This is a genomic window from Pseudomonas sp. MWU12-2345, from assembly GCF_023242385.1.
Classification (GTDB): Bacteria; Pseudomonadota; Gammaproteobacteria; order Pseudomonadales; family Pseudomonadaceae; genus Aquipseudomonas; species Aquipseudomonas gingeri_D.
Genome location: NZ_JALLJA010000003.1, coordinates 397,336 through 413,999, shown reverse-complemented (window position 1 = coordinate 413,999; position 16,664 = coordinate 397,336). Strand labels below are relative to the sequence as shown.

Genomic DNA, 16,664 nt, shown 5'->3' with positions numbered 1-16,664 from the left:
GCGGGCAAGCCCTGCTCCTACAGGTTTTTTGTCATACGCAAAAACCGGAATCGACGCAAACATTGTAGGAGCAGGGCTTGCCCGCGAACCGCCATGGGCGGCCATCCACCGCTGATCTATCGGCTGGCCAGAATAAACCGCTCGATGGCCTGAGCCGCGCCATCCTCGCTGTTGCTGCCGGTCACCACATCCGCCTGACGCTTGACCACCTCCTCCGCCTGCCCCATGGCAATCGCCAACCCCGCCCGGTGGAACATCGCCGGGTCGTTGCCGCCATCGCCGATGGCCGCCGTCTGCTCCAAGGGCACGCCAAGGTATTTGGCCAACGTCAGCAACGCCTCGCCCTTGTTCGCCTGCATCGCGGTGATATCCAGGTAGGAACGCTGCGATCGACTGGCCAGCGCCTGCTCCGCCACCAACGGCTGCAACACCGACTCCAGGTCAATCAGCAATTGTCCGTTGCCACTGGCGCCGACAATCTTGTCGATGCGGTCGAGGTACGCCGTGAAGTCGTCCACCACCGTCGGCGCATAACCCAGTGCATGCTGTTCCCGAGGGACCATGGTGCCGTAGGGGTTACGCAGCAGCCAATGGTTGTCGGCAAACACCCAGACCTCAACCTCCTCATGCCGCGACAACAACTCCAGGGTGGTCACCGCCGCCTCGCGGGGGATGTAATGCGTCACCAGGTAACTGCCGTCGGGGTTGACCAGCGTGCCACCATTGAACGCCGCAGTGGGAATATCCACCCCCAGCGCCTCGATCTGCTCACGCATGGCCCGCGGCGGGCGCCCGGTGGCGAGGCTGAAAAACACCCCCGCCGCGCGCAACGCCTCCACGGCCTCGACCGTGCGCGGACTGAGGCTGTGATCGGGCCCCAACAAGGTGCCGTCCATATCGCTGAGCAGCAAACGGATCGGATACTTCGCCACCGCCTTCATCCGAGGCTGCGCCAGACACGGCCATCACGGGCCAGCAGTTCGTCGGCGGCAGCCGGGCCATTTTCCCCGGCCTTGTAGCCCTGCACCTGATCGTCCTCGCCCCAAGCATCGAGGAACGGCTGCACCGCCCGCCAGCCGTTCTCGATATTGTCGGCGCGCTGGAACAGCGTCTGGTCACCGGTCAGGCAATCGTAGATCAGGGTTTCATAGCCGGTGGACGACTGCATCTCGAAGAAGTCCTTATAGGCAAAACCCAGCTCGACATTGGTCATTTCCAGTGCCGGCCCCGGACGCTTGGCCAGCAGGTCGAACCACATGCCTTCGTTGGGCTGGATCTGGATCTTCAGGTAGGTCGGCTGCAGGCGCTCGACCTCGGTGTCGCGGAACTGCGCATAGGGCGCCGGCTTGAAGCAGATGGCGATTTCCGTGTTGCGTACGTTCATGCGCTTGCCGGTGCGCAGATAGAACGGCACGCCGACCCAGCGCCAGTTGTCGATCATCACCTTGAGCGCGACATAGGTCTCGGTGTTGCTATCGGGCGCCACGTTGCTTTCTTCACGATAACCGGGCACGGCCTTGCCGCCCAGTTCGCCGGCCTGGTACTGGCCGCGCACCGAATTGGCCCGGGCCTCCTCGACCGTCCAGGGACGGATCGCGCCGACCACCTTGGCCTTTTCACCGCGTACCGCATCGGCACCGAACGCCGCCGGTGGCTCCATCGCCACCATCGCCAGCAACTGGAACAGGTGATTGGGCACCATGTCCCGCAGGGCGCCGGTGTGTTCGTAGAAACTGCCACGGGTCTCGACGCCGACGGTCTCGGCGGCAGTGATCTGCACATGGTCGATGTAATGGTTGTTCCAGAACGCTTCGAACAGACCGCTGGAGAAACGGCTGACCAGGATGTTCTGCACGGTTTCCTTGCCCAGGTAATGGTCGATGCGATAGATCTGCTTCTCGCTCATCACCTTGAGCAGGCGGGCGTTCAAGGCCTCGGCGGTGGCCAGGTCGGAACCGAAGGGTTTTTCGATCACCACCCGACGAAACACCCCGTCGCTTTCCTCCAGCAATCCGGCCGCGCCCAGGCGCCGCGCCACTTCGCTGAAGAAACGCGGCGCGGTGGCCAGGTAGAACATCGCATTGCCCGTGCCGCTGGCGATGATTTTCTCGCCCAGGGCGACATAGGTCGCGTCGTCGAGGAAGTCGCCCTGCACGTAACTGATGTGTTTGGCCAGGCGCTTCCAGAGTTCGGCATCCAGCGCGGTCTCCGCGCCTTCCCCGGTCTTGGCCGCGACTTCGGCGCGACTGAAGTCTTCGAGTTTCTTGGCGAAATCGGCATCGCTGATGGCGTTGTGATCGACCCCGACGATATGCAGGTTATCGCCCAGCAGACCATCGCGCGTCAGGTTGTAGAGCGCCGGCATCAACAGGCGCTTGACCAGGTCCCCATGGGCACCGAACAGAAACAGCGTGGTCGGCGGCGCGGGCTCTACCTTGCGCTTGCTACGGGAGGCATTCATTTTTTCGGGGTCTCCACATGGCCGCCGAAACCGAAGCGCATGGCCGACAGCAGTTTGTCACCATAGGTGCTTTGCTGGCGGGAACGGAAGCGGGCAAACAGCGAGTTGGACAGCACCGGGACCGGCACCGCTTGTTCCATGGCCGCCTCGATGGTCCAGCGCCCTTCGCCGCTGTCGGCCACCGCGCCGCTGTAACCGTCGAGTTTCGGGTCACTGGCCAGGGCGTCGGCGGTCAGGTCCAGCAGCCAGGACGAAACCACGCTGCCACGCCGCCAGACTTCGGCGATATCCCCCAGGTTCAGGTCGAAACGCTGGTCCTCGGGCAGGCTCGGCGAGTTCTTGGTCTTGAGGATGTCGAAGCCCTCGGCGAAGGCCTGCATCATGCCGTACTCGATGCCGTTGTGGATCATCTTGACGAAGTGCCCGGAGCCAGGCGGGCCGGCATGGATATAACCGCGTTCGGCGCGGTCGTCGGCGCTGACCCGGTCGCGGGTGCGGGGAATGCTGCCGATCCCCGGTGCCAGGCTGGCGAACAGCGGATCGAGGCGTTCGACCACCTTGGCGTCACCACCGATCATCATGCAGTAACCGCGCTCCAGGCCCCAGACCCCGCCGGAAGTGCCGACGTCGATATAGTCGATGCCCTTTTGCGCCAGCTCCTGGCCGCGACGGATATCGTCCTTGTAGAAAGTATTGCCGCCGTCGATGATCACATCGCCGGCGTCCAGCAGTTTACTCAGCTCGACAATGGTGTCCTCGGTCGGCGCACCGGCCGGCAGCATCACCCAGACCGCGCGCGGCTTATCCAGGCCGGCCACCAGTGCCGACAGGTCGGCGACGCCGCTGGCGCCCTCTTTAGCCAGGGTGCTGACGAAGTCGGTATTGCGGTCATACACCACTGTCTGATGGCCATCAAGCATCAGGCGCCGCGCGATATTGCCGCCCATGCGGCCCAGTCCGATGATTCCCAGTTGCATGCAGGGTACTCCCGATATCGATGAAAAAGCTCTGACACACCTTAGCCCAGCGGCAGGCGGATGTCTGTCTCGATATCGGTCGGGACACTGATTGCAGACGCCAAGCGGCCTGTTTTCAAGCGGCTCTATCCACTTCGCCAGTATTGAAAAACAGCGCCTGGGCCACAGGCTTGTCGAGGATCTGGCCCCGGTGGATATCCAGCGTCAACTGCGCCCGGCCGCCCTGCCCGGCCTCGATCCTCGCCGCCGCCCGGTGCCGGGCCGTGGCCTGGGCCTTGCTGCCCAGGCGCCGTTGCGCAAGGGTCTTGAGATGCGCGCTGACAAACCCGGCATCCGCCGTGGTGGCTGCCGGGTAATGGAAATGCGCGTACCACAGGGGACGGCCATCCTTGTGGCTGACCACATACTCTTGCAGGAAACCGCCCTGTTCCTGCGCCTGTCGCCCGCCGGCGCGGTGAATATCCACCTGGTCCTGCTCTTTCAGATACTGCAGACGCGCCAACCGCGGGGGATTGCGCTTGATCGCGGTGATACGCGCCTGACGCCCTTCGGCGATCAGCCGGGCGGCTTCGTGGCGCAAGCTGTCCTTGAGCGTTCGAGCGGTTTTCATGGGCGCCGATGTCCCGCCGCTCTCAGTGAGGGCCTGTTGGATATCGTCCGCCAAGGCGTTCAGTTTCTGCGCCTTCAGCTCCAGGATACCTTGCAGGTCGCGGGGGTCCTTGGAGGTTCCGGTCAACGCCATCACCTGGCGAATCAAGGCCTCGACACCCTCGCGCTCGACCTGACCCTGGGTCACCAGCCGGGACAGTCCGACCTTGCGCGGGATCGGCGGTGCCGGCTCGGCTTTCACTTCCTCCCAGAAGGTGTCCTGGGCATCCTCCTTGTTCTCCTTGAAGGCCGACACCAGTGCGCCGTTGGGATCGGTGATCTCGACGATCTCATCCTCCTGTTCGGGCGTACGCTCGCGTACCCGGCCGACAAACACTTCACGGTTGCGGGTGCGGATAAACTTCTTGCGCGTGCCGCCAGCCACCGGAGCGGGCCTGGGATCGGGTTCGGCCGGCGCGGTCTCCTCCCATAATTCGAACAGTCTGTTCAGCGCCCCTTCACGCAACTGCGCCAGCAGCCCCGACAGGCGCGTGGCGTATTCGAGCAGGCGCTGTTGCGGCATCAGGCCTTGCAAATAATTCAGCAAGTCGTGGGTCTCATCGTAGCGATTGACGGCCGTCAGCAAGGCATCGATACGGTCCTGGCGCGGATCTTCGGCACTCAGGCGATTGATGGTGTTGGTCACGTACCGGGTTTGCTCGGCGCTGTGCTTGATGGCCGCGAAAATCTGATCGTCCATTTGCAAGGTGATCTGCAAAGGCAGTTCGTCCAGGGTCAAGGCCAGCAGGGTCGGCAGTTGCACCGCCTGCCAGTCCAACGGGGTGAACGGTTGCACCAGCGCCTGCTCCAGTGCGGCGGCTTGCGCCGGCCCCGGTTCGGGAAGCGCCCGCAACTCATCGAGCGCGGCATATTCCCGTGAGTTCCAGAAGATCTGCTTGTCGGTGATCTCGACATTGTTCTTCAGATTGGCGACGACCTGGGCATAACGGGCATCCGAGTCGGCGGCGATCATCTCGTTGATCTCCCGGGCACTCAGGCTGCCTTCGCGGCCCACCGCCAGGGACAGGTTCAACAATGTCCGGCAATTGCGCACGCTGTCGGCCAAGGCGGCCACCAGCGTCGCCGATTTGGGCACCACCTGGCGATTGTCATTGAACGCCTTGATAAGGCGGATCTTTTCTTCGAGGGCCACCTGCAAGCCCTCCAGCTTGCCCAGGTATTCGCGACGTTTGTCACTGCGCTGTCGGTCGCTGAAGTTCTTCGCGGTCTTGCCCTCGCTCATGGTCTCAAGACGCTTGCGCAGTATTTCGGCCTCGTTCAACAGGGTGCCGATGCGCGCCGAAGCCTGGGTCATTTGCTCGTGCAGCGCGCTCGCCCGGTCGCGCAGCTTGCGCTGCAGGCGCGCCTGCACGGTTTCGCGGCCGCTGCCACCGCGCAGGCGCAGACGCAGATCGAAGCGCCAGCGACCTTGCTCATCGCGCTCCAGAAACGGCCCCGGAACGCCCGAAGCATCGACCACACGAGGACCGTCATCACTCCACGCGACCTGATACAGGGCATTCTCGATCAGCGCGTGCCAGCCCGTGTCCCCGGGGCCCCCGAGATGCACCAGTCCCTTGTTAGGACCGCTTGCGGAAACCGAACCAAGGCTATCGAGTCGCGGCGGCGTGTCGAAGACTCTGACACTGAACTTCTCCAGGGCTTTGCGCGAGGCCATCGACAGGGCCTGGCGCGGATTCGACCAGGACAAGTCGAAAGGCAGTGGTGGCGAATCGTCGGAAGTCGGAGGCACTGTGATCCGCTCAAGCAACACCTCCCCCTCGATCGCCAAGGGCTCGCGCTGATCCGCCGACTCCGGGGTGGTAAACGACTCCGGCAACGGCTCGCGCTCATCCGCCGTCACCTCATGCAACAGAACCGCCGCCAGGTTGCTCAGCATATCGGCCCAGCCCTGGGCCCGGGCATCCTCGTCGTCGCCCTGCAACCCCGGCAGGTCCTGGCGAATACCCCGGTAGAGCAGGATCAACCAGCTGGCCTGGGTCAACGGGCCGCTGGCAAACATCAGCATCGAGCTGAACAGTTGCCATCCGCTGTCCTTCAAGCGCGCCCAACGTTTTTCCGCATTCGACCACAACTGCATATCGGCCTGGCGGATCACCGCGTTGATGCAGGCATGAAACAGATGGTGGACATAGTCCTCGGCGACTTCCTCGCCGCCCAGGGTTGCCGGTGCCGCCGGTGCCGGCAACGGCGCGGCTTCATCACCCGGCAGGACCGAGCCGAGATGGGGCTGGCGGAAACCGCCGTTGGCATACACCGCACGTCGATTGGCGGGGAGCCAGGCCAGCACACTGTCCTGCAAGGCTCCCGATTGCCCGACTGCCTCCAGCAGCGCCGGCCGGCTGACATACTCGCCCAGGGGCGGGTCGAACAGCGGACGGTAAAGCAGATGCGGGCCCCGGCGGGTATCCCGGGGCTCGATAAGAAACATGCCCGCAACCTTGTCCGGGCTCGCCCCAGGACTGGCCAGAAAGGCCAGCGGCCGGAGCACGATCGGCAGGCCGTCGACCTGGCGTTCACGGGCGTCGAACGCCAACAGCGCCTTGACCAGCCGATAGCCCATTTCGGTCACCCCCTGTTCGCCACGGAGCTTGAGTTCCAATGCCGCCAAGGGCAGTTGGGCCTGGATCTGGTGGAAAAAGCGTTGCTGGCGGAACACCGCATACCGCGTATCGTCCAACAGCCGCTGCCGCAGGTAGGCCGGGTAGCCGGCACCGATATCCACCTCGGCGATCAGTTCCAGTAGATAGTCGGCCGTCATCCAGTCCGGCAGCGGCACATCAGCGGCGAGCCGGACACGCATCCGCGTCGCGCCGAAACGAAAATCATCGAGGTTTTCCAGCGCCAGTTCGGGCAGCGTCAACTGGACTTCCTCGAACTCACCCAGCACGTCCGGCAACAGCGGCTTGCGCCGGTACTTCTCCAGCGTCAGGAGGATGTCCTGCATGCGGATCTCCGGCATCCGCGGATGCCGCCGCGCCATGGCCGCCCTCAGCGCCTGTCGGCTAAAGCGCGACAGCGAAGCCACCTCGTCGAAAATACTGTGGGACGAAGACTTGCCCAGTGCCGCGACCAAGGTCGATAACAACCCGGCATAACCGCGCCGGTCCGCCTCTGCGGCGTTCAGCAGCCACAGCGGCGCCGCCTCGCGCACCCGCCGTTGCAGAGGGGTGAGCGGCGCAGGTGCGGGCGTAGCAAACCAGTCTCCCGGATCGGTGATGCGCTCGACGCGCGCCGACCAGGACTCGCCCGCTCCCTGCGTAACGCCGCGCGGCAAACGCTCCAGCGCGCGCAACTGGTTTTCCAGCAAGGCCCCGGCCAGGTTGTCGAAGACATTCAGCTGCGAGGGGATCAGGTCGACCTTCCCGGGGTCCGGCACCTGACCACGCAATAGCGTCCAGAGCTCATCGACTGGCTGCAAACGCTTTACGTCATGACCCGGGCGGAGCAGGAAATAGGCAAATTCCGAGGCTGACAGCTGGCGGGCGAAAACCACCGCGACGGGCGTGACGCCAGGCCGTTGCCGCCGGCCCTTGGCATGCAGCAGATAAGCCGCCAGGGCATTCTTGCCCAGCAGGCTGTCACGGATCGACTGGTCTTCGCTGACCAGCGCCTTGGGCAACCTCTGGCTGGCCTGGAGCGCCTGGCTATTGGGCATGCTGCCGGTGCCGTACATCGAAACGAACAGCAGGTTCGAGAGGGCCGCGCAACGGCTGGGAACCTCCGGCGCGTGCCGATCCCAACCAGGCACCCAGGCGTCCGAGCCCGGGACCTTGCCCGCCCAGTCGGGCACCGGTTCATTCCAGAACGCAACAAGCTGTGCCTTGAACACTTCGAGCAAGGCATCGCCCCACTGATTGAGCGCCGCGCCCAACCGTTTCAGGTCCACCGTCGTGACCGCAACCTCGTCCGGCGAGCCGGGTGCCCGGCTCACCAGTATCGAATCGGGAGCGTCATAACGCGGGCTCCAGCCTTCGCTGAAGCGCCGCAACAAGACTTCGGACAAGCCGCTGTATCGATAGCGGGAGGCCGGCTGCCGCTCTCCGAGCCAGAGGGTTTCAGCCTGGATCCGTTGCCCCTGAACCCTGAGGTCAGGAGCCTGTTGGTCCAGCGCCGCCTGCACCAGCGAGTCCACCACCGACGACAGTGTCGGTCGAGCGGCGAAAAGCGTGCGGGCGGTGTTTCGGTAGTGTTGAAGTGAAGTCTCCAGCGAGGTCGGCAGGGAGATCATGAGGCCGCAATCCTTGACATGGGAAAGCGGCCAGCTAACAGGAACCTGTCAGCCCTCGCGCGGTAGCGGGCTATACCGCGTCACGCGGTTCAATCAATCGGGTTCGCGGGCACCGGGAAAAAATACTGTTGCGCCGCCGCCAGGTCGATCCGGCTGCGATAGATCTGCAACGCCACGTTGGCACTGCCACCCTTCCCCGTCTGGATCTTCTTGAAGGCCTTTTCCTGCTCCAGCGACTGGTACTTGCCGCCGAGCTTGCGCTGCTCGAGGGTTTTCAAGTGGGCGGCACCGAAGGCCGAGTCGAGTGCCGACAGGCTCGGGTAATGAAAGTGCGCGTACCACAGCGGCTTGCCGTCCTTGTCGAGCAACGCATACTCCTGCAGGAAATCATTCTTGCCGAGCGGGATCCGCTCGCCTTCCTTGCGGATGCTCACTTCGCCCAGCCCCAACAGGTAGTCGATACGCGGCATTTCCGGTGGGTTGGCCTTGATCGCGAGGATCCGTGCGTACTGCCCGGAAGCCCGCAGTCTCGGTGCCGCGTCACGCAGTTGCTGCGCCACCGCCTGGGCATTCCTGACCCGCTCCGGATTGCGCGGCGGCGTTTGCGCCACGCCGAGGAGCTTGTCGATCTCCGTGGCCTGGTGCTCCATCGCCTCGGCCTGCAAGCGCAGGATGTCCTCCTGCGCCCTGGGCGCATTGGAGCGCACGGCCTGGCGCATGACCCGATCGATCGCCGACGCTTCGTCGTTGAGCAGTTGGCGCGCGTTGGACACCCGTTTTTCCAGTCCGACCTCGGGCCTGATCACCGCCGGCCTGGCCGGTTTGTCCGGAGCGACGACCGCTTCCCAGAGCCCATCGGCGGTATTTTTCCGGTAGGTCTCGATCACCTGCCCATAGACATCGCTGACCTGCACGGTCTCTTCGCCATCCGCCGACGCCGGTGCCTGGACCTCACCGGACAACAGTTGCCGGTGGCGCGTACGGATGACTTTTCTCGTGGTCTTCTTGGCCGATGGGCCAGCAACAGGCATCGGCGGCAGTTCCCAATCATCCTGGCCCAGTAACAGGCGCAGATCTTCCCGGGTCTCCTGCCCAAGTGCCTTCAGTGCCGCGAGCACCTGGTCGAGCTTTTCCGTGGGCAGGCGACGACTGACCAGCGTCGCCAGATAGAACTCGAGCTTTTCCTGTAGATCACCGGATTGCTCGACAACCGACTCCAGCAGCTCGATACGCTCGCCGGTCAACAATTTGACCTCATCAAGGGCATCAAGAGAGGAGTAATAGGACACATACGAGCGATGGATCTGATCCCAGATGTCCTCAAACATTTCCTGCCCGAGATGCTCGGGCGTCAGCTCGCCCAGGGCAAAACGGTTCTTCAACTGCGCAATCTTCCAGGCGCGGACTTCCACCTCGATGGAGCCCCAGCCGACCGTTTTAATCAGCCGCTGATAGTTTTCCCGGCCGTCGCGTATCTGTCTCAGTTGATCGAGCCAGTCCTTCTGCCAAAGGGCCCAGTCGACCGCCTTATCAGTGGCCGTGGCATCACGCTCCCACTCGGCCTGAACCAAAGCCGGTGCCAACTGCTCTGCTTCAGGCAGTTGGGAAGCCCTCGAATAGGGCATACCCAGTCGTTCCAACAACCAGGTTTGCTGGGCATGGAGCAAGGTCTGCAGTCCCATCACCCCGTTGTCCAGCGCATTGATCTGAAAGGGCCGCACGGCCTTGATCAGACGGGTATCGGCCATCAATTTTTTGCTCAGGTCCAGTTGTTGGCGGTAGTTCTGCAGATTTTCCTCCAGCAAGGCAGTCATCTCGCCAAGCAGTGCGGTTCGACGTTCGTAGGTGACCCGCTTGGCCGTCTCGCCCTCGGTCGCCAGCCTCCAGCGCTTGACACTGCTGCTGATCGACGGCTCGCTATCCTTGGTCTGCTGGTTGAGAGCTATCAGTGTCTCGCGCGCCTCGACGAGGTTTTGCCCTCCACCGGCCTGGGCCCGCTTGGGCGGACTGCCACCGCGTAAACGCATATCCAGGCTCCAGCGCCCCTGTTCGTCGCTGCGCACCCAGGGTCCGGCATTGCCGTGCTCGTCGACGACTCTGATGCCCTCTTCGTCGGCCTCCCAGGCCACCTCGTAAAGATCACCCTGGATCAAGGCGCACCATTTGCCCTTGCCGGCATCCTCGATATGGACCAATCCCCGAGCCGGCCCCGAGTCCGCCACACGACCCAGTTCGGCCAAGGCCGATACCGGTTTGTCAAACGCACGCAGACGATAGGCGCGAACCCGCCTCATCAGCGAATCGGGGATTGGCCAGCCCGACATCGACCACGCACTCAATTCGACTCGGGGCAAGTCGGGCGCCCGCGCGATGGTCGGTGCGGGCAACGCTTCCGCGCGCGGCGGCGCAGGCCTGGGCAACGGCGGTGCCTCGGTTTCACCCGGGGCGGAAGCGGCGCGATAGTGCAGCAGCAAGGCCGCGAGATTGAACAACAGGTCCGCCGCCCCCGCCGACTGTTCCGCCCGATTGTCGCTGTCCAGCGCCCGTAGATCGTCATGGCCGATCTTCAGGATCACCAGCCAGCCGAGCACCTCCACCAGACGCCCGACATAAGGCAGCAGGCCGGCAAACGGTAGTTGGGTGATGCCCAGCAACACCCGCCAGGCGCCCTCCTTCCAGTCCGCCCAGCGCTGCTCGGCATTCGATACCGATTGCCGGTCGGCCTGCTCGACCTGGGCCTTGACCATGGCGGCGAAGATCGCCGACAGATAGTCACCTTCGACGATGCCCTCGGCGAGCGTTGCGGGGACGGGCCTGGACGGTGCCGGCGCGAACTCGTCGCCGCCGAGGAATTGCTCGATATGCGCCGCATCGAAACCGCCATGGTCATAACGCTGTCGTGCCGTTTCGCTCATCCAGGTCAAGACGCTGCGCTGCAGATCGCCGGGCTGGCGGATCGCGGCGAGCAACGCCTGGCGGGTTTCGAATTGGCGCAGCGGTTGTTGCAGGAACAACGGGCGGTACAGGATCAACGGGCCGCGGCTCATATCCCGTGGACCGATCAGGAACATCGCCTGCACCTCGTCAGCCTGCCAGTCGTCCCTGGCCTTGAACGCCAGGGGCCGCAGGACGATTTCCACGGTATCGACAAAGCGCCCCGGACCCGCCGGTTGGACCAGCGCCTGCACGTAACGAAAGCCGTCGAGGCTGAAACCCGACGCCCCCTTGATCTTCAACTCCAGGGCCTGGAGCGGCAAACGCACCCGCCACTGCGCAACGAACAATGCCTCGCGCCGCCGGGCCTCGGCGACATCAGTGATCAAATGCTCCTTGAGCAGGTCCGGGTAGGCCTGGCCGATGTCGGCGCGGGTCACCAGGCCGCGCAGGTAATCCGCAGTCATCCACTGCGGGACGGGCTCCGGCAACCCGCGCACCTCGATGCGAATCCGCATACCGGTATGGCGCATGCCCCCCAGGTTGGCCAGCGCCAGTTCCACCAGCGTCATATCGACCGGCACCGTGACCTGTGCCTGTTGCGGGTCAAGGGTCTGGGTAGCGCTATAGTCGAGTTTGTCGATAGTGAGCTTGATTGCATTCGGGTCGATGACACGGGTCCCGGGATAGTCCTGGAGCATCAGCGCCTGCAATCGCCGCGCGGCGAATTCATTGAGGGTGCCAATATCTTCGAGGAAATGCCGGCCTCCAGACTCACACTGCTGACGTGCCAGTTCCCGCAGCAAAGCGCTGTAGCTTGAACGATCGGCAACCGACGCCCCCAGTAGCCAGTCGGGCAGCGATTCGCTGGTCAGCCCCAGGGCCGCCGGGCCGCAGCGCTCCTGCCTGAGCACCTGGAAACGACTGGCATCCTGGGTCCTCGCGGGCACGGCGAACCACTTGCCCGGATCGGTAATATCGTCCACCCAACGCTGAAGATGCGCCCTGGCCTCCCAGTCGCCCGGCGGCGTCGCGCTCAGCGCCTGCAATTGATATTCGAGCAAGCCTTTTGCCAGGCTGTCGCCGATTACTTCGGCCGGTTCATTCCAGCGCCAGACAAGCGACTCCCTTATTTCCAGATTGCGCCCGGCGGTCCGGCTGCCGATCAGCATCGCGACCAGCTCGGCACTGTCCATCTTGCCCTGGCGCAGGCCACCCTCTCCCGGATGGAAATAGAGCGGATAGGGCAATGGCTGTAGATTTTCTTCATAGCGCAGGAAGTCGATCACCGGAAACAGCTCCGGGTAGCGTCGACCCTGGGCATCCACGCTGAAGACCCGGGTCTCGAAGGCGCGAATATCCAGGGTCGGGCTTTCGCCCTGCGCATCGCCAGGCGAGTAACCCATGTAGAACGGCAGGCGACTCAGGTCCGCAAGTCCTGTGCGGCCGGGCGTCTGGCCCGGAACGAGCAAGCGTCCGATCGCCGCCGCCAGCCGCGCCCAACGGCTCGGTCCGTGCCCCTCCGGCGATTGATTCCAACGCTCGATCAGTTGCTGTTTCAGACTCTCCAGCAACCGTGATCGCGCCGCCTGGTCCAGGCGCTTGAGCAGCCCGTCGAGATCGATCGCCAGGGGTTTCTGCGCGGCCGGTGGCTGCTCGCGCCAGAGCAGGTTATGGGTTTCCAGGCGCGGGCTCCTGGAAGCCCCCCAGACCGGAACCCGCAGGGCGAAGCGCTCGACCATGACCTCGCTGAGGCTGTAATAGTTATGCCCTGCCGGGGCACCATCGATACCCTGGGCCAAGACCCAATAGGGCACGGCGAGGCGTACCCGCTCGGCCGACAGTTCGAATTCGCCATAGTGCTCGTCCAACACCGCCTGAACCAGCGGTGTCGCGACCGAGAGCAAACTGGGGCGATCGGCGAAAAGTGCCTTGGCGACCGAAGTCGGATCCATCGGTTGACTGTCCGGAACCGGCGACTGCGTTGACATGGTTGACGTCCTCGTTCGAATGATAGGAACGAGTCGTTACCGGGTGCATCGGTTTGCCGGCCACGACTCCAGGAGGATTCAAACCTCCCGGCAGGCATCGTGTGCGGTAGATGGATAGGCCCTCTCCGGCAGAGGGCCATGGGTGGTGCAACGGGACTAGAGGGACTTGTTCCAGAACAGCATCTGGCCGTGTTCCGGATCGAGCTGCGCCCCACTGAAACCGAATTTCTTGTAGGAGGCCTGGGCCACGCCGTTGCCTTCCAGCACCTCCAGGGTGATCTTGCAGCAGCCGCGCTGACGGGCGATGTCCTCGACCTTCTGCAGCATCTTCTGGCTCAGCCCGAGGCCGCGAAACTTGCTCACCACCGAGACATCATGCACGTTCACCAGGGGCCGGCAGGCAAAGGTGGAAAAGCCTTCGAAGCAGTTCACCAGCCCGGCCGGCTCGCCGCCGACAAAGGCCAGTACGCTGAAGGCGTGGGGCCGCTTGGCCAGTTCGCCGGGCAGCTGTTGCAGCACATCCGGTGCGAGGCTCTGGCCGCCGCCCATCGGGTCTTCGGCATAGTGATTGAGCACCAGTCCAATCGCCTCGGCGTGTACCGGGTTGGTGTAACTCGCTTGCAATACCAGTATGTCTGCAACGTCCATGTCAGTCCTCGGCGAAACCATTAAAGGGAGTTCTTGCGTGTCAGGAGCCCCGATTGTAACCATGCCCGACGCGGGGAAAGGAAGAAAATTCATGCGTCGACCTCTACTGTAGGAGACCAGAACGCCTATCCATTCAAGTCTTGATAAAAATCAACAGCCCCAAGGCCCCATGCGCAGACATTCACCCCATGCGTTCAGACCGTATCGCCTTTTCTGATCGGTGCACCCGAACGTCCCGTCCCGATCCTGGAGGTGTCATCATGGCAACGCCCTTGCAACAGAGCTCATCCCCCGGCACGACCACACCCTCATTGAAACCGGCGACGCTGGCACAATCGGCGCGCCTGTCCCTGAGCCTGTTGATCGCCCTGGTAGTGGGCTCCATCATCGGTAGCGGCGCCTACAGCCTGCCGCAGAACATGGCCGCCGGTGCCGGTGCCGGCGCGATCCTGATCGGCTGGCTGGTCACCGGGATCGGCATGCTGTCCCTGGCCCTGGTCTACCAGATGCTGTCCAACCGCAAGCCGGAACTGGACAACGGCGTCTTCGCCTACGCCAAGGCCCTGGGCGGCGACTTCGTCGGCTTCAACTCGGCCTGGGGCTACTGGATCAGCGCCTGGATCGGCAACGTCGGCTACCTGGTCATCCTGTTCGCCGCCGCCAGCTATTTTTTCCCGGCCTTCGGCGACGGTAACAACAAGGTGGCGATCATTGCCGCCTCGCTGCTGCTCTGGGCGATGCACTTCATGATCCTGCGTGGCATACGCACCGCGGCGCGGGCCAATGCCATCACCACCATCGCCAAGATCGTGCCGATCCTGGTGTTTGTCGGCTGCGCCGCGCTCGCCTTTCATCCCGACACCTTCGTTGCCGGTTTCTGGGGAGCCCCGGCCCTGGGCTCGATTCTCGACCAGGTCAAGAGCACCATGCTCGTCACCGTCTGGGTCTTTATCGGTATCGAAGGCGCCAATGTCTATTCCGCCCGGGCGGCGGAACGGGTCAACGTCGGCCGGGCCACCATCATTGGTTTTGCCATTACCTTGTTGTTGCTGATTTCGGTCTCGCTGCTGTCGCTGGGCATCCTCGGCCAGCCCGAACTGGCGGCCATGAAAAACCCCTCCACCGCCGGTGTGCTGCAAGCCATCGCCGGCCCCTGGGGCGGCATGATGATCAGCCTCGGCTTGATGGTTTCCGTGGGCGGCGCCCTGCTGGCCTGGACCCTGCTCTCGGCCGAGTCGCTGTTCAGCCCGGCCAAGGCCAGTGTGATGCCAAAGGTCCTGTCCAAGGAAAACGGCCAGGGCGTACCGGCCAATGCACTGTGGGTCACCAACGGTTGCATTCAGCTGTTCCTGATCCTCACGTTGTATGCCAATGCCACCTACCTGGCACTGATCTCCCTGGCCACCTCGATGATCCTGCTGCCCTATCTGTTCAGCGGCCTCTATGCGCTCAAGGTCAGCTGGCTGGACCGTGGCCAGGCCGGGCGCGACAGCCTCAGCGGCCGCGACCTGGCGATTTCCCTGGTGGCCAGCGTCTACTGCTTCTGGCTGTTGTACGCGGCCGGTCCCAAGTACCTGCTGCTCAGTGCCCTGCTCTACGCCCCCGGCTCGCTGATCTACCTGCTGACCCCGGGGCGCAAACCGCTCAACGGTTTCGCCAAGGGCCTGCTGGTGCTGATCTGGCTGGCGGCGGCGGTCGCCGCCTGGATGCTCTGGCAGGGTCTGCTGAGCCTCTGACACGCTCGGCCCCGACGTTATGAAAAAGCCCCTTGCCGGTGACCGGCAAGGGGCTTTTCAGTTAACCCCGGGTTCAGTCAGGCCTGACCGTCAGTACACTGCATTCGGGAATCAGCAGGATCCGCTCGGTGGTATCGCCGATCAGCTTGCCCAGGCCCTTGGGCTGGACCGCCCCCATCACCACCACGTCGATCCCATTGGCCTGCACGTAGTCGGCGATCACCCCCACCGGCATGCCCATCAGGAAATGCCGGCGCTCGGCCGGCACGCCATAGTCGTCCGCCAACCGGGTGAACGGCTCCAGCAGCGCGGCACGCAGCTCATCGATCCAGATCACGGTGACACTGGGGTCGGCCATAAGCGCCGGCGACAAGTCGTAGGCATACAACAAGTGCAGTTCGGCGTCACATTGCAGCGCCAGGGCTTCGGCCTCACGGATGATCTTGCGGTTGAACTCGGTGATGCCTTCATCCCCCGTGGAGGTGTCGACAGCCGCCACTACCCGCCGGGGCAATGCCGAGGCGATCTGGTTGACCAGGTGCACCGGCACCGGACTTTCCTGCAACAGCTGCCAATCCAGCGGGGTGGTAAAGACCCGCCTGAGCAGCGGCTCCAGGTAGACATCCTTGATCAGCAGGTCGGGTTTGATCTCGCGGGCGTGAACCAGGATGTCGCGCAAGGGCTGGGTGGTCCACAGCGCTTCGGTGGTCAGTTGCAGGCCACTACCGCGCAAACTTTCGGTCGCCCCCTCCAGCCAGACCCGGTATTTATCCGTGTACGCCGCGCGGGCCTGTTCATCCATGCCCGATTCGATCAGGTGGATGCGCGGCGGTGGCTGGACCAGCGCGGTGATATGCAAGGCCGCGCCGCTGGCCGCCGCCAGCGCGGCGGCACGCTTGGCCGCCGGGGAATGGGGCAGGTGCTGATCGGTGATCAGCAGCAGGCGCTGGTATTGACTCATGACACACCTCCATGGGGCAGGACGTTCGGAGCGCCGGACAGCCGCTCGCTGTTCAT

The 16,664-nt window shown here is 63.8% G+C and carries 8 protein-coding genes; 1 reads left to right on the top strand and 7 read right to left on the bottom strand.

Annotated elements, in window-relative coordinates:
- Positions 1–116: 116 nt before the first annotated feature.
- The 6 genes from M5C71_RS10030 to M5C71_RS10005 form a co-directional block, all read right to left on the bottom strand.
- A complete protein-coding gene (locus M5C71_RS10030; protein WP_248767745.1) occupies positions 117–941 on the bottom strand; it encodes an HAD family hydrolase in 825 nt (274 codons plus the stop codon).
- Positions 938–2,461 carry a glucose-6-phosphate dehydrogenase gene (zwf, locus tag M5C71_RS10025; protein WP_248767744.1) on the bottom strand — a complete coding sequence of 508 codons (1,524 nt, stop codon included), beginning with the start codon at positions 2,459–2,461 and terminating at the stop codon, positions 938–940. Before zwf ends, M5C71_RS10030 begins: the two co-directional genes overlap by 4 nt.
- The gene (gnd, locus tag M5C71_RS10020) at positions 2,458–3,438 is read right to left on the bottom strand and encodes a phosphogluconate dehydrogenase (NAD(+)-dependent, decarboxylating) (protein ID WP_248767743.1); all 981 of its coding nucleotides are present in this window, start codon (positions 3,436–3,438) and stop codon (positions 2,458–2,460) included. The genes zwf and gnd overlap by 4 nt, the downstream gene beginning before the upstream one ends.
- 115 nt (positions 3,439–3,553) lie before the next feature.
- A complete protein-coding gene (locus M5C71_RS10015; RefSeq protein ID WP_248767742.1) occupies positions 3,554–8,338 on the bottom strand; it encodes a hypothetical protein in 4,785 nt (1,594 codons plus the stop codon).
- 89 nt (positions 8,339–8,427) lie between these two features.
- Positions 8,428–13,263 (bottom strand): DUF6543 domain-containing protein, encoded by a 4,836-nt coding sequence (locus tag M5C71_RS10010; protein ID WP_248767741.1) that lies wholly within the window; start codon positions 13,261–13,263, stop codon positions 8,428–8,430.
- A gap of 156 nt (positions 13,264–13,419) precedes the next feature.
- Positions 13,420–13,911, bottom strand: a complete 492-nt coding sequence (locus M5C71_RS10005) for a GNAT family N-acetyltransferase (protein WP_103494805.1) — start codon at positions 13,909–13,911, stop codon at positions 13,420–13,422.
- 326 nt (positions 13,912–14,237) lie between these two features.
- Here M5C71_RS10005 and M5C71_RS10000 point away from each other — a divergent pair, with 326 nt between their 5' ends.
- Complete coding sequence (locus M5C71_RS10000; protein WP_247263298.1) at positions 14,238–15,647, top strand: basic amino acid/polyamine antiporter; 1,410 nt, start codon at positions 14,238–14,240, stop codon at positions 15,645–15,647.
- 73 nt (positions 15,648–15,720) lie between these two features.
- Here M5C71_RS10000 and M5C71_RS09995 read toward each other — a convergent pair whose 3' ends face one another.
- Entirely contained in the window at positions 15,721–16,608 is an 888-nt protein-coding gene (locus M5C71_RS09995) for a universal stress protein (protein WP_152736917.1), read from the bottom strand.
- Positions 16,609–16,664: the final 56 nt, after the last annotated feature.

Bases quoted from the DNA above. Each gene is read 5' to 3' on its own strand.
- M5C71_RS10030 (WP_248767745.1), bottom strand. From the start codon at position 941: ATGAAGGCGGTGGCGAAGTATCCGATCCGTTTGCTGCTCAGCGATATG.
- zwf (WP_248767744.1), bottom strand. From the start codon at position 2,461: ATGAATGCCTCCCGTAGCAAGCGCAAGGTAGAGCCCGCGCCGCCGACC.
- gnd (WP_248767743.1), bottom strand. From the start codon at position 3,438: ATGCAACTGGGAATCATCGGACTGGGCCGCATGGGCGGCAATATCGCG.
- M5C71_RS10015 (WP_248767742.1), bottom strand. From the start codon at position 8,338: ATGATCTCCCTGCCGACCTCGCTGGAGACTTCACTTCAACACTACCGA.
- M5C71_RS10010 (WP_248767741.1), bottom strand. From the start codon at position 13,263: ATGTCAACGCAGTCGCCGGTTCCGGACAGTCAACCGATGGATCCGACT.
- M5C71_RS10005 (WP_103494805.1), bottom strand. From the start codon at position 13,911: ATGGACGTTGCAGACATACTGGTATTGCAAGCGAGTTACACCAACCCG.
- M5C71_RS09995 (WP_152736917.1), bottom strand. From the start codon at position 16,608: ATGAGTCAATACCAGCGCCTGCTGCTGATCACCGATCAGCACCTGCCC.